This is a genomic window from Paraburkholderia piptadeniae (genome assembly GCF_900007165.1).
GTDB lineage: Bacteria > Pseudomonadota > Gammaproteobacteria > Burkholderiales > Burkholderiaceae > Paraburkholderia > Paraburkholderia piptadeniae.
Genome location: NZ_CYGY02000028.1, coordinates 1 through 24,609, shown reverse-complemented (window position 1 = coordinate 24,609; position 24,609 = coordinate 1). Strand labels below are relative to the sequence as shown.

Genomic DNA, 24,609 nt, shown 5'->3' with positions numbered 1-24,609 from the left:
GAACACAACGGCGCGCCGAGCTTTTCATCAATTGCGTTGTATCCAGGGCTCGAACGCACGCGCATCGTCGAGCCTCGCGTCTCACTGCTTGCCGGACGCGAGTTGCTCGTTGCGCGCAGTGAGGAAGCTGATCAGTCCATCGATGCCGCCGCTTTGCTGGATCGTCTCGCCGAACTGCTGACGATAAGTCTGCACGAGCCACGCACCGAGCACGTTGAGGTCATACACGCGCCAGCCTTGCGGCGTCTTGCTCAGACGATAATCGATCTCGACAGGCTGCGCATTGGTGATCGCAATCGTGCGCACGACGGTGTCGGTATCGGTCGGCGAAAAACGTATCGGCGGATATTCGATTTGCTGATCCGGGCGAAGCTGGGCGAGCGCGCCTGAATACAGGTGGATCAACAGCGTCTGGAACTGCCGCACGAGCTGCTTTTGCTGCTCGGGCGTCGCCGTTCGCCAGTAACGGCCTACCGCGAGCCGCGTCGTATGCTCGAAGTCGATATACGGCAGGATGTCCCGGTTCACGATGTCCATGATGCGCGGGATGTCGGTCGGCTCGATCGCGCGCTTGCGCACTTCGTCGAGCACCTGTTGCGTGACCGTCTTGATCAACGCTTGCGGATCGGAACTGTCGACGGTCTGCGCCGATGCGCCCTTGCAAAACGTAAAGACGGCAAAGAGAAAGGCAATGAGAAATCGGAGTCTCATGAGTCTCATATCGGCGAACTCGTCATGTGATTGCGTAGGTCGCGCTCGGCGCGGCGCGCGCGAGATCGCGCGGCGAAGCCTATTGTAGGGGCGGCCGCTGTTTTTGGCAGACAAGCTACCCGTGGCGTGGCGCACGCAATGCGCGCGTGCGCCGATGACATCGCGCCCGTCAGTCATCCATCAGTCACCCGTTAGTTTTTCGCGGCGCGCGACGGGTAGCGCACGAGATGGTCGGTCGCGGATTCGGATAGCCACACTTCGCCCGCGCGGCCCATCATCTGCCGCACGTTCGCGTGGTCGCGCGGCAGTGCGAGCACGTCGAACCGCTCGGTGTGCGGATCGAAGCGCACGAGCGCATTCGCGCTCCATTCGCTGAGCCAGACGATATCGCGATCATCGACGAAGATCGCATACGCATGCGGGTTGTTGCCAGGCAGACGCCATTCGCGCCAGCGCTGCGTCGACGGATCGAACATGCCGACACGTCCCGCGTTCCACTCGCTGATCCACACGCGCCCTTGCGAATCGGACCAGACGCGGCGCGCGCCCTGATCCGGCGTCGGCGGCTCGATGACTTGCGCGGCGCCTGTGGCCGGATCGATGCGGCCGAGGTAATTGCCCGCCAGCGATGCGAAATACAGCCCGCCATTGGGCGTCACGCAGATGCCGTACGGCCCCGCACCATGCGGCGCATCGAACACGCGCATCGTGCCGCGCTTTGGATCGAATTCGCCGTAGATGCCGCTTTGCCCCGTAAACCACAGATGTCCCTGCTTGTCGAACACGGCCGTGTTGAGGTTCGCGTTCGACCGGTCCTTGGGCAGCGGAAAACGCGTGACGGCGAGTGTCTTCGAATCGACACGGACGATCGCGTTCTGGCCGCCATCCGTGATCCACGCCGCCAGGTCCGGCCCGACGATCACGCCATGCGGCGCCGATCCATTGCCGAGCGCAATGCTGTCGATCTTGCCGCTTCGCGGGTCGAGCCGCCCCGCCGAACCTCGCGCCTGCGCGGTGAACCACACGGTGCCGTCCGGCGACGGCGCGACGTCGTGCGGCGCGCTGCCCGACGGGACAGCGAAGCTGTCGAACGAAGCGGGCTGCGTCTGTGCCGCGCTCACGAGCGCGACGCACGCGAACGCCAACGCGGCAACACGTGCGTTGCGGGCGTCGAGAATCTTGCGCAGCGCTGCCACGAACCGATCCATCGCGACGATCTTCAGCATGTCCGCCCTCCTTCGCACCGGCATGAATCACCCGCATCATCGCGACGCGTTTGCAGGCAGCGTGACGCGTTGCAGAACCGTCATCGGGCCGAGCCGCTCGATCACATCCATCTGCGCCGCGTCCCGCACGAACAGCGATCCCGCGAATCCCAACGCGTTCACCGACACGCCTTCGACGCGCTCAGCCGACCTCGGCACGAGCAGCATCCATTCGCGCGTGACGAGCAGGTTGTACGGCGTCGCGTGACAGCGTTCTCCGTCGATGTCGAGCGCGCCGACGCCCGCAGCTTCGAGCAATGTGTGATAGCAGGAAAGCGCGAGCCTGGCCGCGTCGGCGGAAGCCATGGCATCGGGTTCGAAGCGCGCGAACGCGTGCCGAAACGGCAGGCCCGGCACGCGTTCCGCCGGGCCCGTGGTGACAGCCGTCGCGAGCATCGGCTCGATGGGCACGGGCGGACCGGCATCGCCGAGCGGCAACGGCACGATCTGCAAATGCTTGTGCGGCTGGCTCGCGCCCGCTGCGTTTCCTCCGTTATAAAAGCCGATGCCGTGGAACTGTGCCATGCACGCCAGCAGCGCTTCGAAGTCGGCGAGATCGAGCAGCCCCTCCTGGCGCTCGAACGCGCGCGTGACGATCAGCAGATGATGATCGATGACGTTGAACTTGTTGAGCAACGCGAGATGCGTGTCGGAGATGTCGGCGACGAACAGATCAGGGTCGTACGGCAGGAACGGGTTCACGGAAGGGCGCCTGGACGTCTGAACCTTTACGGCCTGCGCGCGCTGCTGCTCCTTGCGCGTCAGGCTCGACACCTGCCGCACGAGAAAGCGGATACCGCCACTTTCGATGACCGCCTGTTGCGTGTCGATCGGTTGCAGCGCGCCGCAGCGTAGCGCATGTTCCGTCTGTCGAAGCATGGCCGGCCATAGCGTGCCAGGCGCAAGGCGTCGTCGTTGTTCCATGTCTGATCGGCTGGCGAGGCGGCGCGCGCTACGTGTGCACGATATGTCTGCACAGTGTCTACAAACGCGCGGCCGCTACAGTTTGTATCCGATGGTGCGCAAGAGATCCTTGCGCCATTGCACATCGTCTGCCGTCTCGACGCCGACGGGCGAAAAGCCGTCGATCACGCCGACGATGCCGCGCCCCTGATCCGTTTCGGCGATCAGCACCTCGACGGGATTCGCCGTCGCGCAGAATATCCGGCATACCTCGGGCACAGCCTTGATCGTGTTCAACACGTTGACGGGGAAAAAGCCGTCACCGAGAAACACAAAGAAGGTGTGGCCAGCGCCGACGTTCGTCGCATTCTGGCATGCCATCTCGACGAGACTTTCGTCGGTGCCCGAGCGTCTGACGAGCCGCTTGCCGGATGCCTCGCAAAACGCGAGGCCGAACTTGATGCCGGGCACGGTGCCGACCAGGGCCTCGTGAATATCCTCGACGGATTTAATGAAGTGGCTTTGCCCGAGAATGAAGTTGGTCGCTTCGGGCTTGACGACCTTGACGGCGGACAATTGCATGGCGGACCTCGCTCCGTTGCGGCAGAACGACGTGAGAACGCGTCACAGATGGACGAACGCGGCTGGCGCGCAGCGCATGCCGTCCGTCGCTCTGGACCCGCCTTCTAGACTAGTACCAACCGCGCATCAGTGAAAGCGCCGGACGAAACGCATATTTTTGCGTGAAGCGAGCGGAAACATCGCGATACAAAGAAGGACGAATGCTTACCAGTCACATACCGTGCGTAATTGTTCGATATGGGAAAATCGGGGCCATGAAAAAGACCAGAATTTCGATCATCGTCGCCGCGGTGGTCATGGCCAGTCCGCTGGTGCATGCAAGCCTCGCTTCGGGCGCGCACCAGTTCAAGGAAGACGCCAAGACAGCGGGCCGGGACACGGGCCACGCGGTGGGCCATGCCGTGCACTCCGTCGGCCACGGCGCGAAGTCGGCCGGTCATGCGATTGGCCACGGCGCGAAGTCGGCGGGACATGCCGTCGCCGATGCGACGAAGCACGGCTATCACGCGACGAAAAAATTCGTGACGGGACACGGCTGACGTTCGTTGCGCAATCCGTCCGCGGTTGCGCAATCCCGTCCGTGCGTCTTGACATTGGCGGCCAGGCATGCGCTGGCGGGCGGTAACAGGCGTACGATGAACGGCATCATCCCGTCGCGGATCACCGCAAGATTGACGGAGAGCCGACATGAGACGCCTTTATTTTCTCGTACCTGACACGCTGACAGCGAAGGCGATCGTAGACGATCTGCTGCGGGCGCGCATCACGTGGCGCCACATCCACGTACTCGCGAATCACAGCGTTACGCTCGAGCAATTGCCTCAGGCGTCCCTGCTGCAAAGCAGCGACGTCATACATGCACTCGAGCGCGGCGTGGCGCTCGGCGGCGCGACGGGCGCGCTGCTCGGGCTCGTGGCGCTCGTCTTTCCGCCTGCGGAGCTGGCCATTGCGGGCGGCGCCGTCGTCGGATTGACGCTGGCGGGTGCGGGCTTCGGCGCATGGACGGCCGCGATGATCGGCGTCGATGAACCCAACGCGCGACTCCAACGCTTCCGCGACTCAATACGCGACGGCCAGATACTGATCATGGCCGACGTTCCCGGCTCGCGCGAGCATGAGATCGAGCAGATGGTCGCGCAGCATTTTCCGAACGCCGATCTCGAAGGCGCGGAGCCCACCACGCCGATTTTCCCGTGATCATGCTTTGCTGGCGTTGAGCATTCAGTGGATCACGGTGTGTCCGGGAACGAGCCGTTCCCGGACCATCGAATCGCAGTGACGTAAAGCCCGTCACGCTTTCCTGACGAATTCCGATTTCAGGCTCATGGCGCCAAAGCCGTCGATCTTGCAATCGATATCGTGATCGCTATCCACCAGGCGGATGTTCTTCACCTTGGTGCCCATCTTGATCACGCCGCCCGATCCCTTCAGTTTCAGGTCCTTGATGACCGTAACGGTATCGCCGTCCTGCAGCACGTTTCCGGGTGAATCGCGATAGACCCGGGCCGTGGTTTCCGAAGGTCCCGCGGCTTGCGCTGTCCACTCATGCGCGCACTCGGGGCAAATGAAGACGCCCGCATCTTCATACGTGAATTCGGAATGACATTTCGGGCAAGGGGGCAGTGCGGTCATAGGGAGTCCTTGGTGCGCGACGACGCGAGTAAGAGAAAGTGCGAGAGTATAGCGATGTCGTATGGCGGGTTCGTCGACTTCGGGAATGTGCGGCCACGATTCGAAGCGAACTGGACCGTTCCGCAACGACCTTGGGCCAGCCGCGCCAGCACGAGCGTGAATTCGACATTGCAGCGCAAATCGTTGAAAATCTAGCTCCTTTCGGGCCATGAGCAAATCAGCTTCGCATCACACCTGCTGACGAACATCGATGAGAAAAACTCTAGACGGCTTTGCCGTCACAAGCATGGTGATTCTGTGCCTCGTATGGGGCCTGCAACAGGTCGCGATGAAATCGATAGCGAGCGATGTCGCGCCGTTGCTTCAGGTGTCGTTGCGCTCGGGCGTCGCGGCCGTGCTGGTCTGGGTGTTCGGCAGGATGATCGTTCGCGACAACTGGGTGCCGGGCGTCGCGCTGAGGCCGGGGGCGCTGGTCGGCATATTGTTCGCCGCCGAATTTTTGTTCGTGGCCGAAGGCTTGCGATGGACGACGGCCTCTCACATGGCCGTGTTCCTGTACACCGCGCCGATGTTCGCCGCAGTCGGCCTGCAAATGGCGCTGCCTTCCGAGCGCTTGACGCGCACGCAATGGACGGGCATCGCGATCGCGTTCGTCGGCATCGTCGTCACGTTTGTCGGCCCGGGCGCGAAGGGCGGCGGCGATCCGTCGTCGTCGAACTGGATGCTCGGCGACCTGCTGGGCATCTGCGGGGGCGCCGCGTGGGGCATGACGACAGTCGCGGTTCGCGCGACGCGTCTCAGCGAAGCGCCCGCGACGCAGACGCTCTTCTATCAGCTGGCATGGGCCTTCGTCGTGTTGCTGCCGTTCGCGGCCATCACCGGCCAGTTCCATTTTCACGGCACACCGCTCGTCTGGACGAGTCTCGGGTTTCAGGCAATCGTCGTTTGCTTCATCAGCTATGCGGTCTGGTTCTGGCTGCTGCGCATCTATCTCGCCTCGCGCCTGGGCGTGCTGTCGTTCATGTCGCCGATATTCGGCGTCGCGATGGGCGGGCTGCTGCTGCGCGAGCGGCTCGATCCGGGCTTTCTCGCGGGCAGTGTGCTCGTGCTCGCGGGCATGATGGTCGTCAATGGCCGCGAGTGGCTGTACAACGTGTTCACACGACAAAGACGCCGCGGGAAAATCGGCTCTGCGTGAGCGCGCCAGGGTTCGTCGGCGATCGCATTCGAGATTGCCATCGTGAAGCGCCCGGAGTCGCCCCGATTCGACCGTTCAATTGCGGGCGCACGCTTCTCCACCTACTATCTCTGTCGGACCAGCCGGTTGCGCCGCGATGCGGCGCGTCTGAAGGTATGGCCGACGCGAGCCTGGCCGCGCTGGAGGGACTGTTCTTCGACTGGAGCAAATTCGATGCGAAAGATGAGAGCGGTACAGGTCGGCGGCCCCGGCGGGGCGCTGGAGATAGTTGAGCGCGACGTGCCCGCGCCCGGCCCCGGTCATGTGTTGATCAAGGTTCAGGCGTGCGGCATCTGCCACAGCGACTCGATGACGAAAGACGGGCTGTGGCCGGGCCTGCAATATCCGCGCGTGCCGGGACACGAGGTGGCGGGCGTGATCGATACGCTGGGCGCGGGCGTCGAAGGGTGGAAGGCGGGCGAGCGCGTCGGGGTCGGCTGGCATGGCGGCCACTGCGGACATTGCGCGAATTGCCGGCGCGGCCACTTCGTGGTGTGCGAGAACGCGCAGGTGCCAGGCATCAGCTATGACGGCGGATACGCCGAGTATCTGGTGGCGCCTGTCGAAGCGCTCGCGCACATGCCGTCGGAACTCAACGATGTGGATGCCGCGCCGCTGCTCTGCGCGGGCATCACCACGTTCAACGCATTGCGAAACAGCGGAGCGCGCGCGGGAGATGTCGTCGCGATTCTCGGCATCGGCGGCCTCGGGCATCTGGGTGTGCAATTCGCGCAGCGGATGGGTTTCCGCACCGTCGCGATCGCGCGCGGCGAGGACAAGGCGCCGCTCGCGAAGCAACTCGGCGCACACCATTACATCGACAGCCGCACGCAGAATGTCGCCGACGCGCTGCGCGCACTCGGCGGCGCGAAAGTGGTGCTCGCGACCGTGACGAACGGCGACGCGATGACGGCAACACTCGGCGGACTCGCGCTCGACGGCAAGCTGATCATCGTGGGCGTCGCGGAGAAGCCCATCGAGGTGCCGAGCGTGCAATTCATCATGGGCCGCAATGCGGTGCAGGGATGGCCGTCCGGGACATCGGTGGATTCGGAGGATACGCTCGCGTTCAGCGCGCTGTCCGGTGTCAGGCCGATGATCGAGACCTATCCGCTCGAACGCGCCGCCGAAGCCTACGATCGCATGATGAGCGGCGCCGCGCGCTTTCGCGTCGTGCTGACGATGAGCTAGCGCGGTCCACGCTGCGAATCAGCCACGTCGACGCGTGCCGATGGGGACGTCTGGCCGCCATTGCAAATCAGGCGATGGCGGCCACGACTCGCGCTCGCCCTTGATGCGCGAGGCTTTCACGGCGAACGTCGGCGGCCAACGCCCAATTTTGTATCGCCGAAATCATTCCCGGCTGGCGGCGGCCACCCCGCCAGCGTGTAAACTGCTGCCTTTTTACGGTTCTGGTTGTATGGTTCAAGCCCCTCAGCGCGCAGCGGTCAGCGGCCCGTCGCTCATCCGGCTGCTGGCCCGCCTGACGGCCGTCGACGTTCCCGCATCCAGCCAGTCGCTGTCGGACCAGTTGAGCCAATGGCTCGGCTGGACCGACGCTATCGCCCTATCGACGGCGCTGAACGGCAATCCGCCCGCCGTCGCGGGCGGCGCGCGGCCGCACGGCGGCGCCGAAAGCGAGTGCGCGCAGGTGCGCGCGTCGCTCGCGAGAGCCATCGCCGGGGATAGCGCGTCCGCCTCGGTCCGCCGGCGCGGGTCCGCGCCGATATCCGCGCAGAGCGAGCCGACCGAACCGGCCCCCGATTACGCGGATTTCCGGCAGCGCTATCTGGCGATGCAGCAGTCGATGGAAACCGCGATCGGAAATCTGCGCGGCCGGCTGCGGAGCATGCTGGCGGCGAAGACGCCCGAGATGACGCGGCTCGCGGTCGTCGACGCGATCATGGAGCGCGCGTTGGGCGCGCGCGAGCACAACCTGCTGGCCGGCGTGCCGGGCATGCTCCGCGCGCACTTCGAGCGCTTGCGCCAGGCCGAGCAGGATGCGCTGGCTCAACTGGCGGACGCGCACGCTCCGGAAGGCGCTAAAGCAGCCGTCAAGCCCGGCGCATGGCTCGACGTGTTCCGCAAGGACATGCAGGGCGTATTGCTCGCCGAACTGGAGATTCGTTTTCAACCGGTCGAAGGGTTGCTCGCGGCCCTTCGCATCAGCTAACTGGGACAACATGTCCAGATATCGCATTGATTTTGTCGTTGTGTTTTTGGTGGGTCTTGTTGCCGTGGGTTGGGTCGGCGCGGGCTACATCGGCTCGAATCTGCTGGCCCTGACGGTCACGATGGTGATCGCCGCCTGCTATGTGGCGGGCGCGCTGGAGTTGCACCGCTATCAGCAGGCGACCTCGACGCTGACGGCCGCCATCGCCGGTCTGTCCGAGACGCCGCCGCGTCTGTCCGCCTGGCTCGACGGGCTGCATTCCGGCCTGCGCAGTGCTGTGCGCCTGCGCATCGAAGGCGAGCGCGTGGCGCTGCCGGGACCGGCGCTCACGCCGTACCTGGTCGGTCTGCTGGTGTTGCTGGGCATGCTGGGCACACTGCTCGGCATGGTCACGACGCTGAGGGGCACGGGCGCGGCGCTCGATAGCGCGGCCGACATTCAGGCGATACGCGAATCGCTCGCGGCGCCCGTCAGAGGGCTCGGCTTTGCGTTCGGCACGTCGATTGCTGGTGTCGCGACGTCCGCGATGCTCGGGCTGCTCTCTGCGTTGTGCCGGCGCGAGCGGGCTCAGGCCGCGCAATCGCTCGACGCGAAGATCGCGACGACATTGCGCGTCTATTCGCAAGGCCAGCAGCGCGAGGACACCTTCAGGCTCATGCAGCGGCAGGCCGAGATGATGCCCGCGCTGGTCGACCGTCTGCAGACGATGATGACGGCCATCGAGCACCAGAGCCTCGCGCTGAACGAGCGCCTCGCGGCCAGCCAGCAAGCGTTTCACAGCAAGACGGAAGCGGCGTATGCGCGCCTTGCATCGTCGGTGGCGCAGTCGTTGAAGGAGAGCGCCGCCGAAAGCGCGCGCGCCGCCGGCGCCGCGCTGCAACCGGCGATGGAGGCCACGATGACCGGTCACGCGCGCGAGATGGCCGCGTTGCGCGAGACCGTCACGCACGCGGTGCAGCAACAACTCGACGGGCTGTCGAGCGGCTTCCAGGCGACGACCACGACTGTCGCGGACCTGTGGAACAAGGCGCTCGCGGGACATCAGCGGTCGAGCGAATCGCTGGTCCAGGATTTGCGCGCGTCGCTCGATCAGTTCACGCAGACTTTCGAGCAACGCTCGGCGGGTCTGCTCGACGGCGTGTCGACGCGTCTCGAAGCCACGGCGGGCGGCGTCTCGCAAGCGTGGAACGAGGCGCTGACGCGGCAGGAGCGCGCGAGCGAGTCCATCGCGGAGCGCAACCAGCAGGCGCTCGCGACGGCTGCGGCGACCTTCGAGCAGCACGCGGCGGCGCTGCTGCGCGCCGTCGATCAGTCGCACGCCGATTTGCAGACGCAATGGGCCGCGCGCGACGAAGAGCGTCTGGCGGCGTGGCGCGAGTCGCTCGGCGCAGTGGCCGCGACGCTGAGCAAGGAGTGGGAAGAAGCGGGCGCGCGCGCCGCGACGCGCCAGCAGGACATCTTCGACACGCTTGCGCGCACGGCGAGCGACATTTCGGCCCAGACGCAGGCGCACGCGAGCGGCACGATCGCGGAGATCTCGCGGCTCGTGCAGGCCGCGTCGGAAGCGCCACGGGCTGCGGCGGAAGTGATCGCGGAACTGCGCCAGAAGCTCACGGACAGCATGGCGCGCGACAACGCGATGCTCGAAGAGCGCAGCCGCCTGCTCGAAACGCTCGACACCCTGCTCGACGCCGTGAACCACGCGTCGACCGAACAGCGCACGGCCGTCGATGCGCTCGTCGCGACGTCGGCGGATATGCTCGCTCGCGTCGGCACGCAATTCACCGACAAGGTCGAGGCCGAAACCCGCAAGCTCGAGGACGTGGCCGCGCAGGTCACGGGCAGCGCCGTCGAAGTGGCGAGCCTCGGCGACGCGTTCGGCGTGGCCGTGCAGCTCTTCGGCGAGTCGAACGACAAGCTGATGGCCCACTTGCAGCGGATCGAAGCCGCGCTCGACAAGTCGCTGATGCGCAGCGACGAGCAGCTTGCCTACTACGTCGCGCAGGCGAAGGAAGTGATCGATCTGAGCATGCTGTCGCAGAAGCAGATCGTCGAAGACCTGCAGCAGCTTGCCGCGCAGCGGGCGTCGGCGGGAGCCGAATCGGCATGAGCGACGAAATCGACGGCGGCATGGAGCCGACGACGCCCATCTGGGCGGCTTTCGGCGATCTGATGTCGGTGCTGCTGGGCGCGTTCGTGCTGATCCTGGTGGGCGTCATCGGCATGCAGCTCGAACTGACGACGAGGCTTCACGATGAGGTCAGGCAGCGTCAGATGGAAGCGCAGCGCCGCAAGACGCTCGAGCAGGCGCTCGCCGGGCCGCTGGCGGCGGGGCGGGTGACGCTCGTCAACGGACGCATCGGCATCAGCGGCAACGTGCTGTTCGCGCTGAACTCCGACCAGTTGCAGCCGCAGGGCCGCGAACTCTTGAAGAGCCTGTCGGGGCCGTTGTCCACGTATCTGAAGTCGCGCGACGAGATCCTGATGGTGAGCGGCTTTGCCGACGATCAGCAGGTGCGCGCGGGCAATCGCCGCTTCGCCGACAACTGGGAACTGTCGGCGCAGCGCGCGCTGACGGTGACGCGTGCATTCATCGACGCGGGCATCCCCGCTTCGTCGGTGTTTGCGGCGGCGTTCGGCTCCGAGCAGCCGGTCAGCTCGAACGCCGATGACGCGGGACGGGCCAGGAACCGGCGCGTCGAAATCGCGGCGGTGCCGAGGCCGGCTTCGTCGAGCGGCGGGCGGGCGCCGTGAGTGTGGACGACATGCCAGGCGGCGTGGACGGCGAGATGCAAGGCCAGATGCAAGATGAGACCCAGGCGCGCGCAACACTTGAAGCATGGCGCAAGCAAGGCGCCGATCGTCTCGACCCCACGCGCTTTCATTTCATCGACGCGATGGCGCGGCGTGCAGCCGCTCACCACGGCGAAGCGCGGCGTATTCTCGACGAGCGTCTGTCGGCGTTGCTCGAAGCGTACGCCGCCGATCTGCACCGCAAGAACGACGCATGCGATGCCGATGCGGTCAGCAACAGCCCCGCACACGCTCGTGGCCCGCTAGGCAAACTGGCCGACTACATCGCGGCAAGCCAGGCGCCGGCGGAAGTCGACAGCCAGCTAATCGCTCATGCATGGCACCGCGTCTCGTCAAACCCACAGCTAGAAACACTGGATTATTTCAGACAAACCTGGTCGAAGCTCAGCGCCGAGAAACAGTTGCGCCAGTCGCTCGAACAGGTGCCCGGCAACGCGGGGCCGCTCAATTCGAGCAGTCTCGTGCACCGGTCGCTCTCGCTGATGCGCGAGTTGTCGCCGGGGTATCTGCAGCAGTTCCTGTCGTACGTCGACGCTTTGTCGTGGATGGAGCAGATGACAGGCGGCATCGCGTCGCCGGCCAAAGATGCGCCTCGCGCCGCGAGCCCGAAGAAGGGCACGCGAAGCAGATCGCGCTGACGCACCGCTGATGCGCTGAAACAGGCGGGCGCGATGCCTGCTACACGGCGTCGCTCTGCTTCTTGTACTGCGAAGCGAGCTTGTCCTGCTGGTTCGGCGGCACAGGGTCGTAGTGGCTCAATTCGATGCTGTAGTTGCCGTGCCCGCCCGCAATCGCGTTCAGGCGCGACTGATAGTCCGCCAGCTCCGACAGCGGCACCTTGCCCGCCACCACGACCGCGTGGCCCGCGAGGTTGCGCGTGCCCTGGACCTGCGCGCGCCGCGCCGACAGATCGCCGATGATGTCGCCCATCGTCGTTTCGGGCGTCATCACTTCGATGTCGACGATGGGTTCGAGCAGGATCGGCTGGGCCTTGAGCACGGCATCGATGAATGCCTTGCGGCCCGCCGTGACAAACGCGACTTCCTTCGAGTCGACGGGATGGCTCTTGCCGTCGAACACGGTGATGCGCACGTCCTGCATCGGGAAGCCCGCCAGCGGCCCGCTTTCGATCACCTGCAAGATGCCTTTCTCGACGGCGGGGATGAACTGGCCCGGAATGGCGCCGCCCTTGACGGCATCGACGAACTCATAGCCCGCGCCGCGCGGCAGCGGCTCGACGCGCAGCATCACTTCGCCGAACTGTCCCGCGCCGCCCGTCTGCTTCTTGTGCCGGTGATGGCCCTCGGCCTTGCCGCCGATGGTCTCGCGATACGCGATCTTCGGTGGCCGCGTGATGACGCCGAGCTTGTACTGATCGGCGAGCCGTTCGAGCATGTGCCGCAGATGCAGTTCGCCGAGCCCGCGCACGACAGTTTCATTAGTGCCGACGGGATGCTCGATCTTCAGGCACGGATCTTCCGCCGCGAGCTTTTGCAGGAGTTCCCACAGACGCTGCTCGTTGCCGCGCCGCTCGGGCTCGATCGCGAGACCGTAGATCGGCGTCGGGAACGCGAGCGGCGCGAGATGGATGTTGCCGTCTTCGGGCGCATCGTGAAGCACGGCATCGAAGCCGATCTCGTCGACCTTCGCGGTCGCGCAGATGTCGCCAGGGCACGCCTCGGTGACGTCCACGTGGTCCTTGCCTTGCAGCATCATCAGGTGCGCGACCTTGAACGGCTGGCGGGCATCGCCGATATAAAGCTGGCTGTCGCGCCGCACCGTGCCTTGATGAATGCGGAACACGGCCATCTTGCCGATGTAAGGGTCGATCACGATCTTGAACACATGCGCGAGCACGTGCTTGTCGGCGGACGGCTCGGCCTGCACCGTCTCGCGCCGGTCATCGACGTCGCGATAGAAAAGGGGCGGGTTGCCTTCGAGCGGATTTGGCAGCAGCCGCACGAACACGTCGAGCAGTTCCTGGATGCCCGCGCCCGTCGCCGACGACGTAAAGCAGACGGGCACCAGATGGCCTTCGCGCAGCGCGCGCTCGAACGGCTCGTGCAACTGCTCGGGCCTGATCGCCTCGCCCTGTTCGAGGTAAAGCTCCATCAGCTTCGCGTCGAGCTCGATCACCTGATCGACGAGCGCGTCGTGCGCGGATTCGACCGACAGAAAATCGGCTGCTCCGGACGGATTAAAAAAGCAGTCGACCACCGCCTGCGCGCCTTGCGCGGGCAGATTGATGGGCAAGCAGGTCTTGCCGAATGTCTCCTGAATCTCTTTGAGCAGTTCGGGCAAATTGACCTTCTCGCCGTCGATGCCGTTCACGACGATGATTCTGCACAGCTTGCGCGCTTCCGCCCACGCCATCATGCGGCGCGTGGTCATCTCGATGCCCGTGCGCGCATTGACCACGATCGCAGCCGTTTCGACGGCGGGCAGCGCGCTGATCGAGAGACCGGAGAAGTCGGGGTAGCCAGGGGTGTCGGCGAGGTAGATGCGGGTGTTCTGGTAATGCAGGTGGGTGATCGCGGAGGTCAGGGAGTGGTGGTATTTGCGCTCCAGCGGATCGAAGTCGCAGACGGTCGAGCCTTTGTCGACGCTGCCTGCCGCATGGATCGCCCCTCCCTGATGCAGCAGCGCCTCGATTAGCGAGGTCTTGCCGCAACCGGCATGGCCGACCAACGCAATGGTACGGATGGCTTCGGGTGGATATTCCATGTCCGTCCTCCCTGCGACAGTTATTCGGCCATTATTCGTGAAAACGGCGCGGGCCGCCACCTGGGACGGCGATTCGCGAGCCGGCAGATGTGCTGCGGCGCGGCATAAAACGATCTCGCCGGATTCTGTTAAGGTGGGCTGACCTCCACCAACTTCCTTGATCGAAAGGCCAATGACTCAACCACTCAGAATCGATTTCGTCTCCGATATCGCCTGCCCCTGGTGCGCTATCGGCCTGTCTTCATTGCAGCTTGCGCTAACGCGTCTCGGCGACTCGGTCGATGCGCAGATCGTCATGCATCCCTTTGAGTTGAATCCGCAGATGAGCCCGCAAGGCGAGCGCATCGTCGATTATCTCGGCAAGAAATATGGACGCACGCCGGAACAGATCGCCGAAACGCAAGCGGCGATCCGCGAGCGCGGCGCAAGCGTGGGCTTCGCGTTCGGGCCGCGCGAGCACGTGTACAACACGTTCGATGCGCATCGGCTGCTGCAGTGGGCCGGCATCGAAGGCAAGCAACTGCCGCTCAAGCTCGCGCTGCTGCATGCCTATCATTCGGACGGCAAGGACCCGAGCAATCACGACGTGCTGGTCGAGGCTGCGCAATCGGTTGGGCTCGATGCGGCGCAGGCACGTGCCGTGCTCGAAAGCAGCGACTATGCCGAGGATGTCCGCGCACAAGAAAACGAGGCTCAGTCGATGGGCATTGAGTCGGTGCCGTCGATCATCTTCAACCAGCGCTATCTGGTGACGGGCGGACAGCCGCCCGAGGCATTCGAGCAGGCCATTCAGCAGATTCTCGCCGAACCGCAAGCGTAGTTCTCTTCGCGCAAGCCCGCGTGAGCCCGGCGCTACACCGCATGCGCGTTCACGTGAAGGCCGGTTGTTTCATCGCTGTCGGCGCACGCATCGCCGTGCGCGGACAGCGGTGCCAGGTCTTGCTTCGTGCTATTCGAACGCCACCGCATTCGTAGCGGGCGCGGCGCTATCCTGCCCGCGTTCGCATCCCGCTACGAGATCATACTGATCCATCCGCGCGAGAAGATCATCGTCGGATAGCGCGCGTTTCATTTTCATTGCACGCGAAACGATGTCGCCCCTTCGCTGATGCGAAGGGGCTTCGTTTTTGCGGGCTGTCGCTTTGTAAGGAGAAGAACAAACGGTCCGTAATCGGGTAATAATCAAGAATTGCGAATTCGTGCCGATAATGCAGAGATCAAAGGCAGAAAGCGAAGAAAGAAAGCGAAGCTTGCCCACCATGAGCCGGAGTTCGACATTCTTGGCCACGGCCCCACCCATGTCAGAGAGACCTTCCCTGTTCGATCCGTTCCTGGCGACGCCAGCGCATGGAAAGTGCATCATCAGCCCGTCGATCCGCGCGTCGTTGCTCTCGACGCTGTTCGATAACGTGTGGCCGCTGTTCCTTTCCGGCATCGCAAGCGTTTTCGTCGCGCTGGTCGCGTTCATCCGTCTGCGCGAGCCGTGGACGGCGGCGTGGCTCGTCGCCGATATCGGCCTGCTGCTCACGCGCCTTTGCATCGTGCGTCTGTATCTCATGCGCAGCCGCGCGAGCGTCGTGCATCCCGCGGCGTGGGCGACACGCTATGCGCCCGTCGGCCTCGTCGCGTGCCTCGTGTTCGGTCTGGGCACGATGGCGTGCGTGATGTCGGCGGACAGGCAGCTTGCGTTGCTGGCCATCATGGTGACGGCCGGCATCCTCGGCGGGATCGCTTCACGCAACGCGGCGCTGCCGCGGCTTGCCATCGCGCAGATCTGCCTGGGCGCGATTCCGATCGGCGTCGGCGCGCTGTTCGCCGCGAAGAACGGCCTGTGGATTCTGGTCCCGCCGCTCGTTGCGTATATCGGCGCGATGGTGTCGGTGGTCGGGCGCCACTACGAGGGCCTGGTCGCGCTGATGACGGCCGAGCAGCGGCACGCCGAACTGGCGGCCCGCTTCGATGCGGCGCTCGCCCACATGCCGCATGGCCTGTGCACGATCGATTCCAACGGCAAGGTCATCATCGCGAATCGCCGGACGGCGGAGCTTTTCGGCGCGACCGTCGAAACGCTGAAGCTCAATGTTCCGCTGCCCGAGTTCATCGGCCAGGTGGGGCTCACGCAGTTCGGCGAAACGCTGCGCAAGCGAATGGTCGAACGATGCACCGCATGGCTTTCCGACGAGGGCCGGCCTCTCGATCTCGAACTGGGAGACGGCCGCCAGCTCGAAATGACCCGCAACCCGGTGCCCGACGGCAGCGCCGTCATCATCATCGAAGACGTCACGAAACGGCGCGAGAGCGAGGCGCAAATCCTGCATCTGGCGCGGCACGATTCGCTCACCGGCCTGCCGAACCGGCGTGAACTGCGCGATCGGCTGGAGCGCATTCTTGCCTCTGCGCCGAAGCGCAAAGAGGCCGCTATCGCGATGATGTATCTCGATCTCGACGGCTTCAAGCAGGTCAACGACCGGCTTGGCCATTGCGCGGGAGACGAAGTGCTGGAGACGGTGGCATTGCGCCTGACACGCACGCTGCGCCCAGGCGAACTGGTCGCGCGCCTGGGCGGCGACGAATTCGCGATCATCGCCGACTACGCGACGCTGCCCTCCATCGTCGCACTCGCGCAACGTGTGATCCGTGAGATTGCGATGCCGTATCACCTGTCGACGGGCGAAGCGATCAGCATCGGCACCAGCATCGGCATTGCGCTCGCGGCCAATGACGAGTCCGTCGACGGCCTGATCCGGCGCGCGGACCAGGCGCTGTACACCGCCAAGCAGGCGGGCAGAGGCACCTATCGGGTCTCGAACGGCTAACGCCCGTTCGCTCGCCGGCGTTTCGACAATCCCTTCTTTCGCACTCCCGCCCGGGGAGACAGGCGCGCTCGCGCAGTTGCGCCAGCAACGTTCGTTCGGCGGATAACAGAATTGTCATCGACTGGTCAGTCATTGGTCAGCGTCGCACGACGACAATCGATCACGCGAGTCATTCACCGCTTTCGACATGCAGTGAATAGAACGCAAATTCGATGGCGCGACTAAGGATGCTTTAAGTTAAGCGCCCTAATCTGAACTTGAACAGCACGACAGACCCGGCCGCCGCATGTCTTTTGAATGACGTAGCGATGATTGCCGGGCTGATTGCACTGTTTCAGATTCGCAAGCTCAAAAGGAGAGCGAGATGAAAACTTCACTCACCGTTTCTTTGATTGTCGCCGCGCTGGCTATGCCCGCGATGTCGTATGCGCAGTCAGCGCAGTCCACTCAGGACCCGACCACGCGCAGCGAAGTCAACGCGCAGATCGTTCAGGCCGAAAAGGACGGCACGCTGCATCAATCGAAAGTGCACTATCCGGACTATACGGCGGCGCAGACGGGTGTTGCGCGCCAGTCTACGGAAGCATACGGAACAATGCCCTTGAACTTCTCGCAATCGGGCACGCCATTAAAAGCACCGATGAGCACGTCGCCGTTCACGCATCATTGATGAAGCGATGCGTTCAGGGCTTTGGAATCCGGATCCGGCTGATCATCAACGATCCCGAGATGCCAAAGACGAGCGTCAACGGATGCAGCACATGCCCCGCGATACGCCATTCGCCTAGCCACAGTTGCGCGCCGAGCGCTTCTTGCCATGCAGCGACGGTGAGCAGCAGAACGATCGCGAACGATGTCGGAATAGGCGTGCCTTCGAAGTGCGTGACCTTGCCGGTGCCGCCCGACATCGCATCGGCTGTCACGTTGTAGCGCGCGAGCCGCGACACGCCGCACGCGACGAAATACGCGAGCAGAAAGCGGTCGTAAAGACCGCGCATGCCGCATCCATAGCCGATCACGGCGGGTGCGACGCCGAATGAAATCACATCGGCGAGCGAATCGAGTTCCTTGCCGAGCAGCGAAGACGTTTGACGCCAGCGCGCGATGCGTCCGTCGAGCACGTCGAAAACTAGTGCGGCGAACACCAGCGCACACGCGAAATAGATGTGCATGACGTCGGCGCTGCCGATGTAGCTCATCATCGAAAACAGCGCACCCGTGCCGCAGATCGCATTGCCGAGCGTGAACCAGTCGGCGAGATGGAACTCGCGAATCATCGAGAATCGCTTCTTGCCGGACGTGGTGTTGTCGAGCGGTGAACGTGGCAACGTCATTCTCCTCATGGTTGTCGGCTATCGGATGCAAGGCGCGTGCCTTGCGCGAACGACAGCGCTTCGCCATTGTGCGCGATTGCGAGCATGATCGCATTGCCCAGTCCGTCGGCTACAGGCGCGGAGGGCCCCGCCGCCGCGAACAGCGTGAAATGGACATCGGGCAGTCGACCACACCCGCCGGATCTTTCGATTTTCAGCGGCCGTATGTCGAAGCGTGGACGCGCTTCGTTGGTGTCACCGACATCGAATTGATCGTCGTCGAGAAGACGCTGTTCGGCGCGGCAGTGGATCACGTGGCGAGACAGGCTGCGCGTGAACAGGCAGTGGCATCGGCGTCTGCTGTTTCAGCGCATCGTCGATAGCGATCCACCGATAACCGCGAGCAAAAGAAAAACGGGCGCTGCTGCGCCCGTCATTCGACTTTGTTTTGCGTCAAGCGCGTGACATCAGCGCTTGTTTCCCGGTAGCGTCTGACCGCGCAGCGAGCAGCCCTTCGTCTCGATCACGAACAGCAACGCGATCGCGCCGACCACACATGCGCCCATCATGTAGTAGGCAGGGACGAGCGCGCTGCCCGTCTTGTCCACGAGCCAGTCGCTGATGATCGGCGCGGTGCCTCCGAAGATCGACGTCGACAGGTTGTAGGCGATGGCCATGCCCGCATAGCGGACGTGAGTCGGGAACATCGCCGGGAACATCGCGGAGATGGTCGCAAGTTGCGGCACGTACAGCAGACCCAGCACCGCGAAGCCGATCAGCGCGCCTGCAACGCCATGCGTCATCAGCGTGAACATCGGCACGGCCGCGACGAACAGGCCGACGAGCGAGAACCACCACATCGTCTTGCGCCCGAAACGATCGGACAGCGAACCCGCGAAGGGAAGAAACGCCATCATCGTGAGCATGCCGATCAGGGGAATCAGCAACGACATGTTCTCGCTGACGCCCAACTGCTTGTGCATGAACGTCGGCATATACGCGAGCAGCACGTAGTTCACGACATTGAGCGCAACGACGAGTCCGCCGAGCAGAAACAGCGGCTTGCTGTATTGAACGAAGAGGGTCTTCAGCGGAACGGATTGCTCGTTCTTGTTGTGCGCTTTCTCTTCCAGTTCGCGGAACACGGGCGTTTCTTCGAGGCGCGAGCGCAGATAGCAGCCGACGAGACCGAGCGGCGCGGCCACAAGGAACGGCAGACGCCAGCCCCATGAGTGCATCGCCTGATCGCCGAGCATGAGCGAACAGCCGAGCATCAGCAGCGCGCCGAGCGAGAAGCCGGCCAGCGTCGCGAACTCGAGGAAGCTGCCGCAAAAGCCGCGGCGATCGTCGGGTGCGTATTCGGCCATGAACGTCGCGGCGCCGCCATATTCGCCGCCCGTGGAGAAGCCTTGCAGCATTCTCAGCACGATCAGCGCGGCGGGCGCCAGCCATCCGATCGACGAATAAGATGGAATCACGCCGACGAGCAGCGTTGCGCCGGACATCAACAGAACGGTCAGCGCGAGCACGCGCTTGCGTCCCAGGCGGTCGCCGAGCGGACCCCAGAAGAGGCCGCCGAGCGGACGGATAAGAAACGAAATGGCAAACGTGCCGAGAGCGAACAATGTCGCGCTTGCGGCGCTGCCGGGAAAGAGCGCTGCTGAAATATAGGCAAGGCCATACGCATAGATGCCGTAATCGAACCACTCGGTTGCATTGCCGAGTGCGGCGGCGGTGATGGCACGTTTCAGCAGGTTTGACGCGTCACTTGCGCGTTCACGTTGATCGGCTTCGTCCTGGAAGGACGGGGCGGCGGGTGTGGCATTCCAGGGTTGCGCGTAACGCATTGGCTTCCTCGCTTAGCTGCGGCCCGTCGGGTCGCTGATGTGATCTAAGGTAACGTCGCCAGATATATTTCCTTTTGTCATAGGACGATGTTCGTATTGGGGATTTCCCCTGTATCGTCGGCTGTCGAATGCTCGTCCCACGGCCTTGAGGCAAGGCGCATCAAGGGAAAGCGAGTGGGGGCAAATGCGTGCGCGGACGTCCGCGAGAAGCGGTTGTCGCGGGGTGTAAAGAGTATGTAATGAGGTAATGGGTGCCGTGCGCTTCGACGTCGAACTTATCGACGCCGGGCGCTGACGGAACAATCACCAGACGACGCGGGTCTTCGGCAGCGCCGATTTGATCTCGTCGACGTTTCTCGCCCTGGTGCCGTAGAGCACGACTTCTCGCAACCCGGTCAGGCCTTTCAGCACATCGACGTCATCGACGGGCGTGTTCGCGAGATAGAGTTCTCGCAGACTGGTCATGCCTTTCAGCGCGTCGATGTTGCGAACTCGCGTGCGGAAGAGATTTAGCGATTGAAGCTCTTTCAAGCCGCCGAGCGCGTCGATGTTGTCTACCGCTGTGTCAGCAAGGTTAAGCCGTTGCAGCTTCTTCAGGTCCTTGAGCGCATCGATCCGGGTGACTTGCGTGCGTGCAAGAACAAGCGTTTCCAACTGGGGCAGTCCGCGCATCACATCGATGTTCTCGACCTTGGAGCCGTCGAGCACCAGCGTTTTCAGCGACGTCGTTCCCTTCAATGCGTCGATGTTGCGCACCGGCGTGTTCGCGAGATAGAGCGCTTGCAGATCGCGCAGCTTCCTCAAAGCACCTATGCTCTCGACCTGAGTCTCGTTGAGATCGAGCGTTTTCAAGGTGGTCAGCTGGCCCAGCGGATCGATGTCACGGACGTTTCTTGCGCCGCCCAGCTTGAGCGTTTCCAGATGAGGCAAGTCTTCGAGCGGATCGAGATCGCGAACCTGCGTATCCCGCAGATCGAGCAGTTGAAGATTCGTGAGACTCTTCAATGCGTCGAGATTTGCAACCCGCGTGTCCCACAGAATGAGCGATTGCAATCCCGTTAATTCCTTTAGCGCATCAATGTTCTCGACTTCCGTCCGGTGAAGCACGAGCCGCTTCAGCGAATGCATTCCCTTTAGCGCATCGATGCGCCATACGGAAGTGCCCGTCAGGTCGAGCGATTCGAGCGTATCGAGTCCGTTCAATGAATCGATGCTGTCGATCTGCGTGCCGGCAAGATTCAGTTCGAGCCTGCGATCGAGTCCCTTCAGGTGCGGCAGCGCTGTCGCGAGCTGTGATGTGGTCAGTGCAGGCCTCGCTCGAAATGCAAGGCATTCGGACCTGGGAATGGCAGCTGAACTATTGCCGTCGATGCACGTGTCGATCGAGAATCCGAGGTCGGTCAACTCGCGCAGGTCGCGCTTTTCTCCCGAAGGCCTGAGGATACTGAACACGATCACAAGCAGGAGCACGATGCCGCCACCGATGATCCACAGCTTCGCTCGTGGTGGGAGCGAAGCGCGCAAGGTTTCGGCGGCCGGTTTCGAATCCTGGGTTGGCGTATCGGGCATGGCAGCTCCGCTTGCTTTGGATTGCTCTCTTTATACACGAAGAGCGTTGCAATGATTTCGATTGTCGTGCCCGTTTGCGTCGGCGTAGTCAGGCGTTGCCGCGCGTAACCAGCGCCACGGGCGTTTCTATGAATGCGGACAGATCCTCTTGTCTGCGCTGTTGCAGCAACGCCTGCAACGCCACGTCGATGCCATACACGGCCTGCTTTGCGGCGAACTGATCGACAGTCGCAAGCACGCGGCCATTCTTCAGCAGCGGCTTGATCGCGTCGCTGTTGTTGTAGCCGGTGATCAATACGCTGCCTGTCTTGCGCGCGTCGCGAACCGCGTCGACCGCACCCATCGCCATATTATCGTTGCCGCACAGCAGCGCGCGTATCTCGGGCCTGCGCGCGAGTATCGCAGCAGCGGCTCGCTTGCCTTTCGCGTATTCCCAGTCGCCGGCTTCGACGGCAACGATTTCGACATGCGCAGCCTTCATCTCGTCCGTAAATCCAGCCGTGCGTTGTTGCGCGTTGCGGTCCGACGGTACGCCTTCGACAATCCCGACGTGGTCGCCGCCATGCAGTCTTTGCGCGAGATAGTTGCCGATCAGCTTCGCGCCGCGGAGGTTGTCCGGTCCGACGAAGGGAATGCGCATGCCATCGACGTTCGATGCGTCCTGATCGAGAGGGTTGTCGATGGTCAACGTGATGATGCCGCGCTTGATGCTCTCGTTCACGGCGGGGATTAACGCTGTCGAATGGGCCGGCGCGAGCACGATGGCGCTGACGCGTTGCGCGATCAGGTTCTCGACGATACGTATCTGGCCTTCGACATCGGTCTCCGTCGCAGTGCCGTGCACGACGAGGTCGAATGGGTAAGGTGAGTGCTTCTGGAATGCGCGGGCGGCGTCGATCATCGTCGAGGTGAACGGGTCGGTAATGGACTTCAGCGCAAGGGCGATCGTGCCATGGCGGCTCTCGGCTTTCGATACTTTGGGAACGACGATACCCATGGTGGCAAGCGCGCTCGCGACAATGAAACGACGGCGTTGTTGGTGAGGCATGACTGAATGAATTGGAGGCAGCAAGGCGTCTTGCGCGGGCGTGAATACGACAGTGTATGCCAGCAACGGGAGGGCAGGTATTGCGGGGGAATTCGAAGGGTTTTCCATGCGACAAAGTGCGCGTCGACAAGCTGTGGCGAGCTTCTATGCTTGAAGCGTGACCCGCCTCGCGCACGATGTGCAGGCGCTTAACGGACATCAAGCCGATGGAGACGATCATGCTCAGTCCACACGAGATCGCAGCGCTCATGTTGATCGGTACGACGCGATACCCAGACGATCTGGACCGCGACGATCTCCACGCGTTGTGCGAGCGCCAGTTGGTCTCGCTGGAAAAGCTCGCATGGGGTCACGCGCACGTGCATTTGACGGCCCGCGGACACTCGATACTCAGATCGATCGGTAAGGGGCACCGGAATGGCAGTTCGTAACAGCAGGCCTCTTCTGCGGGAATTCCGGCATATCACACCACGAACCAATTCGTTTGAAATGCGAAGCGCGTGGGCGGCGTCTCGACCACGTGTGTCTGGATTGAATTGAATGCCAGGCGCAGATGGGACGAATAAAAATTCACTAATGCAAAATCCGGCCTATTTACGTAAATGAGTGAAGTAAAATAATGCCGCGCGTTTTCGCGCGATCTATCGGATTCATTAAATAATTACGATTAGAAAGGCGTCAGATCGGTAATTAATATTAATATTATAAATAGGCTTGCCGATAAAAAATATCCAGATCGATCATAGATATACCTTTTATCGGGCCTTCGTAGGCAGATCGCCCCCGACTCCCGCCGATCAAGAAAATACCGGGCCGATTTTCCTCCACGCAATTGAGATTAGTTCTTTTCTGCATTTTTACGTGTCACGTTACACGGATGAAACGTTTATAATTCGTCTGCCCAAAAAATCTTCCGTAATTAATACCGGATCAAGCATTAAGCCGCCATCCATAGAGTAATAATTGCTGGAGAGGGCATGGCGCATAGCCAGGCATCACTTCGCCGTTTGCAGCGGCGAAGAGGCGGTTCCTGAAGTTCTTGAAGTCCGGTTGTCACTTCCTGCCCGGTTCTCGTTTGCGAGAAACCGACGCATGGATCTTGGCTGTTCAATCGCGGGATCGTGTCTAGCGTCGTTGAACCGATGAGGTTCGGCGATGGCATTGTTTTGCCCAAAGAAACGCGAAGTACTTCGCGCGGCAATCAGTGATCCTAAATTTTCTGAAAAACAGTGGCGCTAGCTATTTTTCGGTCACGGCACGGACGACGGACTCCATGAACTTCGCAGTGACGAAGTGCGCAACAAAGCGGTAACGGGTGCAAGTTTGCGGGTTTGTATGCGGTGCGTCTTCGTGCAAATGCGTGAAAACGCAACGGGCACAAGCACAGGCGGATCAGGCAATGAACGCACGCGGTGCGTTCTCCGTTTCACTTCTCCTTCTATTCGATAACGCCAAGGCGGGACGACTCCGATCGATCTTGCTGGACCTTCGGGGACAACTGCTTTTCAGCGAAACATACGGACAATGATGAGATATTGGAAACTACTGGGGGTTGCGTCGGCAACCGTGTTGGCATCGTTCGGTGCGGAACACGTGCAGGCTCAGACCAAGACGATCACCGTAGCGGGCCAGCAATACACGCTGTGCGGACTGGAAAACGATAACTGCTCGTTCCTCGGAACGGGGTCAGTCGTGTTCGGGGCCGTGCCGCCCAATTCGCCATCGGCGATGCTGACGGCTCCGAGTACTTTTAGCAACGGCGTTGGCTGCTATGTCGGCGCGGTTTCGCAGACGGACCCCGCGGTCGGCTATGACAAGGCGTGCTGGGTGCGCGCTGTCGCGGCCACTCCGGCACCGGCACCGGCTCCTACGCCTGCTCCCGCGCCTGCGCCGGCACCGTCACCCGCTCCGTCGGTGAAGCCCTCGCCGACGCCCACGCCGGCACCGGCACCCGCGCCGACTCCGACGCCCACCC

At 62.9% G+C, this 24,609-nt stretch carries 23 protein-coding genes and 2 pseudogenes; 14 read left to right on the top strand and 11 right to left on the bottom strand.

Annotation, left to right across the window (positions count from 1 at the left end; genetic code table 11):
* Positions 1-81: 81 nt before the first annotated feature.
* From BN2476_RS14480 to BN2476_RS14465, 4 genes are all read right to left on the bottom strand, one after another.
* Entirely contained in the window at positions 82-711 is a 630-nt protein-coding gene (locus BN2476_RS14480; RefSeq protein WP_087734867.1) for an MlaC/ttg2D family ABC transporter substrate-binding protein, read from the bottom strand.
* Positions 712-902: 191 nt separating this feature from the next.
* Positions 903-1,934 (bottom strand): Vgb family protein, encoded by a 1,032-nt coding sequence (locus tag BN2476_RS14475; RefSeq protein ID WP_087734901.1) that lies wholly within the window; start codon positions 1,932-1,934, stop codon positions 903-905.
* A gap of 39 nt (positions 1,935-1,973) precedes the next feature.
* On the bottom strand, positions 1,974-2,900 hold the full coding sequence (locus BN2476_RS14470; RefSeq protein WP_087734866.1) for an ATP adenylyltransferase family protein: 927 nt from the start codon (positions 2,898-2,900) through the stop codon (positions 1,974-1,976).
* A 75-nt stretch (positions 2,901-2,975) separates the two neighbouring features.
* Positions 2,976-3,461 carry an adenosine-specific kinase gene (locus tag BN2476_RS14465; RefSeq protein WP_087734865.1) on the bottom strand — a complete coding sequence of 162 codons (486 nt, stop codon included), beginning with the start codon at positions 3,459-3,461 and terminating at the stop codon, positions 2,976-2,978.
* Positions 3,462-3,715: 254 nt separating this feature from the next.
* Here BN2476_RS14465 and BN2476_RS14460 point away from each other — a divergent pair, with 254 nt between their 5' ends.
* Together BN2476_RS14460 and BN2476_RS14455 are read left to right on the top strand one after the other, a co-directional pair.
* Complete coding sequence (locus tag BN2476_RS14460) at positions 3,716-4,000, top strand: hypothetical protein (RefSeq protein WP_087734864.1); 285 nt, start codon at positions 3,716-3,718, stop codon at positions 3,998-4,000.
* A 148-nt stretch (positions 4,001-4,148) separates the two neighbouring features.
* Positions 4,149-4,658 carry a DUF1269 domain-containing protein gene (locus tag BN2476_RS14455; protein ID WP_087734863.1) on the top strand — a complete coding sequence of 170 codons (510 nt, stop codon included), beginning with the start codon at positions 4,149-4,151 and terminating at the stop codon, positions 4,656-4,658.
* Between the two features lie 93 nt (positions 4,659-4,751).
* Here the strand turns inward: BN2476_RS14455 and BN2476_RS14450 are convergent, their stop codons facing one another.
* Positions 4,752-5,093: a zinc ribbon domain-containing protein YjdM gene (locus BN2476_RS14450; protein WP_087734862.1), complete on the bottom strand. Its 342-nt coding sequence runs from the start codon at positions 5,091-5,093 to the stop codon at positions 4,752-4,754.
* Positions 5,094-5,343: 250 nt separating this feature from the next.
* Here BN2476_RS14450 and BN2476_RS14445 point away from each other — a divergent pair, with 250 nt between their 5' ends.
* The 6 genes from BN2476_RS14445 (at position 5,344) to BN2476_RS14420 (ending at position 11,955) form a co-directional block, all read left to right on the top strand.
* Positions 5,344-6,291, top strand: coding sequence for a DMT family transporter (locus BN2476_RS14445; RefSeq protein ID WP_087734861.1), 948 nt, complete (start codon positions 5,344-5,346; stop codon positions 6,289-6,291).
* Between the two features lie 213 nt (positions 6,292-6,504).
* On the top strand, positions 6,505-7,521 hold the full coding sequence (locus BN2476_RS14440) for an alcohol dehydrogenase (protein ID WP_087734860.1): 1,017 nt from the start codon (positions 6,505-6,507) through the stop codon (positions 7,519-7,521).
* A 229-nt stretch (positions 7,522-7,750) separates the two neighbouring features.
* Positions 7,751-8,503, top strand: a complete 753-nt coding sequence (locus BN2476_RS14435; RefSeq protein WP_087734859.1) for a DUF3348 domain-containing protein — start codon at positions 7,751-7,753, stop codon at positions 8,501-8,503.
* Positions 8,504-8,513: 10 nt separating this feature from the next.
* Positions 8,514-10,613 carry a DUF802 domain-containing protein gene (locus BN2476_RS14430; protein WP_087734858.1) on the top strand — a complete coding sequence of 700 codons (2,100 nt, stop codon included), beginning with the start codon at positions 8,514-8,516 and terminating at the stop codon, positions 10,611-10,613.
* The gene (locus BN2476_RS14425; protein WP_087734857.1) at positions 10,610-11,257 is read left to right on the top strand and encodes an OmpA family protein; all 648 of its coding nucleotides are present in this window, start codon (positions 10,610-10,612) and stop codon (positions 11,255-11,257) included. The genes BN2476_RS14430 and BN2476_RS14425 overlap by 4 nt, the downstream gene beginning before the upstream one ends.
* A gap of 35 nt (positions 11,258-11,292) precedes the next feature.
* Entirely contained in the window at positions 11,293-11,955 is a 663-nt protein-coding gene (locus BN2476_RS14420; protein ID WP_087734900.1) for a DUF2894 domain-containing protein, read from the top strand.
* A gap of 40 nt (positions 11,956-11,995) precedes the next feature.
* On the opposite strand, the gene fusA is transcribed toward BN2476_RS14420, so the two are convergent.
* Positions 11,996-14,041 carry an elongation factor G gene (gene fusA / locus BN2476_RS14415; protein WP_087734856.1) on the bottom strand — a complete coding sequence of 682 codons (2,046 nt, stop codon included), beginning with the start codon at positions 14,039-14,041 and terminating at the stop codon, positions 11,996-11,998.
* A gap of 172 nt (positions 14,042-14,213) precedes the next feature.
* On the opposite strand from fusA, the gene BN2476_RS14410 reads away from it, so the two are divergent.
* Positions 14,214-14,861 (top strand): DsbA family oxidoreductase, encoded by a 648-nt coding sequence (locus BN2476_RS14410; protein ID WP_087734855.1) that lies wholly within the window; start codon positions 14,214-14,216, stop codon positions 14,859-14,861.
* 129 nt (positions 14,862-14,990) lie between these two features.
* Here the strand turns inward: BN2476_RS14410 and BN2476_RS45485 are convergent, their stop codons facing one another.
* Positions 14,991-15,329: a hypothetical protein gene (locus tag BN2476_RS45485; RefSeq protein WP_143810965.1), complete on the bottom strand. Its 339-nt coding sequence runs from the start codon at positions 15,327-15,329 to the stop codon at positions 14,991-14,993.
* A 10-nt stretch (positions 15,330-15,339) separates the two neighbouring features.
* Between BN2476_RS45485 and BN2476_RS14405 the strand changes: the two genes are divergently transcribed.
* Together BN2476_RS14405 and BN2476_RS14400 are read left to right on the top strand one after the other, a co-directional pair.
* Positions 15,340-16,857 (top strand): sensor domain-containing diguanylate cyclase, encoded by a 1,518-nt coding sequence (locus BN2476_RS14405; RefSeq protein ID WP_173819622.1) that lies wholly within the window; start codon positions 15,340-15,342, stop codon positions 16,855-16,857.
* Between the two features lie 364 nt (positions 16,858-17,221).
* A complete protein-coding gene (locus BN2476_RS14400; RefSeq protein WP_087734854.1) occupies positions 17,222-17,527 on the top strand; it encodes a DUF4148 domain-containing protein in 306 nt (101 codons plus the stop codon).
* A gap of 13 nt (positions 17,528-17,540) precedes the next feature.
* Here the strand turns inward: BN2476_RS14400 and BN2476_RS14395 are convergent, their stop codons facing one another.
* Positions 17,541-18,134 (bottom strand): CDP-alcohol phosphatidyltransferase family protein, encoded by a 594-nt coding sequence (locus tag BN2476_RS14395; protein ID WP_173819623.1) that lies wholly within the window; start codon positions 18,132-18,134, stop codon positions 17,541-17,543.
* Positions 18,135-18,355: 221 nt separating this feature from the next.
* Between BN2476_RS14395 and BN2476_RS14390 the strand changes: the two are divergent.
* A pseudogene (locus tag BN2476_RS14390) lies at positions 18,356-18,553 on the top strand (FMN-dependent NADH-azoreductase); the annotation flags it as partial.
* 84 nt (positions 18,554-18,637) lie between these two features.
* On the opposite strand, the gene BN2476_RS14385 reads toward BN2476_RS14390, so the two are convergent.
* The 3 genes from BN2476_RS14385 to BN2476_RS14375 all read right to left on the bottom strand — a co-directional run bounded on the left by BN2476_RS14385 (position 18,638) and on the right by BN2476_RS14375 (position 22,634).
* Positions 18,638-20,017, bottom strand: a complete 1,380-nt coding sequence (locus BN2476_RS14385; RefSeq protein WP_087734852.1) for an MFS transporter — start codon at positions 20,015-20,017, stop codon at positions 18,638-18,640.
* 303 nt (positions 20,018-20,320) lie between these two features.
* Positions 20,321-21,586, bottom strand: coding sequence for a leucine-rich repeat domain-containing protein (locus tag BN2476_RS14380; RefSeq protein WP_087734851.1), 1,266 nt, complete (start codon positions 21,584-21,586; stop codon positions 20,321-20,323).
* A gap of 88 nt (positions 21,587-21,674) precedes the next feature.
* Positions 21,675-22,634 carry a substrate-binding domain-containing protein gene (locus tag BN2476_RS14375; RefSeq protein WP_087734898.1) on the bottom strand — a complete coding sequence of 320 codons (960 nt, stop codon included), beginning with the start codon at positions 22,632-22,634 and terminating at the stop codon, positions 21,675-21,677.
* A 218-nt stretch (positions 22,635-22,852) separates the two neighbouring features.
* Here BN2476_RS14375 and BN2476_RS14370 point away from each other — a divergent pair, with 218 nt between their 5' ends.
* Both BN2476_RS14370 and BN2476_RS14365 read left to right on the top strand, forming a co-directional pair.
* The gene (locus BN2476_RS14370) at positions 22,853-23,065 is read left to right on the top strand and encodes a hypothetical protein (RefSeq protein ID WP_087734897.1); all 213 of its coding nucleotides are present in this window, start codon (positions 22,853-22,855) and stop codon (positions 23,063-23,065) included.
* A 1,093-nt stretch (positions 23,066-24,158) separates the two neighbouring features.
* Positions 24,159-24,609, top strand: a pseudogene (locus BN2476_RS14365) (hypothetical protein); the annotation flags it as partial.

What these genes read in the sequence shown, in the direction of transcription:
- BN2476_RS14430 (WP_087734858.1), top strand. Translation starts at nt 8,514, where the DNA reads ATGTCCAGATATCGCATTGATTTTGTCGTTGTGTTTTTGGTGGGTCTT.
- BN2476_RS14480 (WP_087734867.1), bottom strand. Translation starts at nt 711, where the DNA reads ATGAGACTCCGATTTCTCATTGCCTTTCTCTTTGCCGTCTTTACGTTT.
- BN2476_RS14435 (WP_087734859.1), top strand. Translation starts at nt 7,751, where the DNA reads ATGGTTCAAGCCCCTCAGCGCGCAGCGGTCAGCGGCCCGTCGCTCATC.
- BN2476_RS14425 (WP_087734857.1), top strand. Translation starts at nt 10,610, where the DNA reads ATGAGCGACGAAATCGACGGCGGCATGGAGCCGACGACGCCCATCTGG.
- BN2476_RS14385 (WP_087734852.1), bottom strand. Translation starts at nt 20,017, where the DNA reads ATGCGTTACGCGCAACCCTGGAATGCCACACCCGCCGCCCCGTCCTTC.
- BN2476_RS14445 (WP_087734861.1), top strand. Translation starts at nt 5,344, where the DNA reads ATGAGAAAAACTCTAGACGGCTTTGCCGTCACAAGCATGGTGATTCTG.
- BN2476_RS14460 (WP_087734864.1), top strand. Translation starts at nt 3,716, where the DNA reads ATGAAAAAGACCAGAATTTCGATCATCGTCGCCGCGGTGGTCATGGCC.
- fusA (WP_087734856.1), bottom strand. Translation starts at nt 14,041, where the DNA reads ATGGAATATCCACCCGAAGCCATCCGTACCATTGCGTTGGTCGGCCAT.
- BN2476_RS14375 (WP_087734898.1), bottom strand. Translation starts at nt 22,634, where the DNA reads ATGCCTCACCAACAACGCCGTCGTTTCATTGTCGCGAGCGCGCTTGCC.
- BN2476_RS14455 (WP_087734863.1), top strand. Translation starts at nt 4,149, where the DNA reads ATGAGACGCCTTTATTTTCTCGTACCTGACACGCTGACAGCGAAGGCG.
- BN2476_RS14395 (WP_173819623.1), bottom strand. Translation starts at nt 18,134, where the DNA reads ATGATTCGCGAGTTCCATCTCGCCGACTGGTTCACGCTCGGCAATGCG.
- BN2476_RS14380 (WP_087734851.1), bottom strand. Translation starts at nt 21,586, where the DNA reads ATGCCCGATACGCCAACCCAGGATTCGAAACCGGCCGCCGAAACCTTG.
- BN2476_RS14420 (WP_087734900.1), top strand. Translation starts at nt 11,293, where the DNA reads ATGCAAGGCCAGATGCAAGATGAGACCCAGGCGCGCGCAACACTTGAA.
- BN2476_RS14440 (WP_087734860.1), top strand. Translation starts at nt 6,505, where the DNA reads ATGCGAAAGATGAGAGCGGTACAGGTCGGCGGCCCCGGCGGGGCGCTG.
- BN2476_RS14470 (WP_087734866.1), bottom strand. Translation starts at nt 2,900, where the DNA reads ATGGAACAACGACGACGCCTTGCGCCTGGCACGCTATGGCCGGCCATG.
- BN2476_RS14405 (WP_173819622.1), top strand. Translation starts at nt 15,340, where the DNA reads ATGTCAGAGAGACCTTCCCTGTTCGATCCGTTCCTGGCGACGCCAGCG.
- BN2476_RS14450 (WP_087734862.1), bottom strand. Translation starts at nt 5,093, where the DNA reads ATGACCGCACTGCCCCCTTGCCCGAAATGTCATTCCGAATTCACGTAT.
- BN2476_RS14410 (WP_087734855.1), top strand. Translation starts at nt 14,214, where the DNA reads ATGACTCAACCACTCAGAATCGATTTCGTCTCCGATATCGCCTGCCCC.
- BN2476_RS14465 (WP_087734865.1), bottom strand. Translation starts at nt 3,461, where the DNA reads ATGCAATTGTCCGCCGTCAAGGTCGTCAAGCCCGAAGCGACCAACTTC.
- BN2476_RS14370 (WP_087734897.1), top strand. Translation starts at nt 22,853, where the DNA reads ATGCTCAGTCCACACGAGATCGCAGCGCTCATGTTGATCGGTACGACG.
- BN2476_RS14400 (WP_087734854.1), top strand. Translation starts at nt 17,222, where the DNA reads ATGAAAACTTCACTCACCGTTTCTTTGATTGTCGCCGCGCTGGCTATG.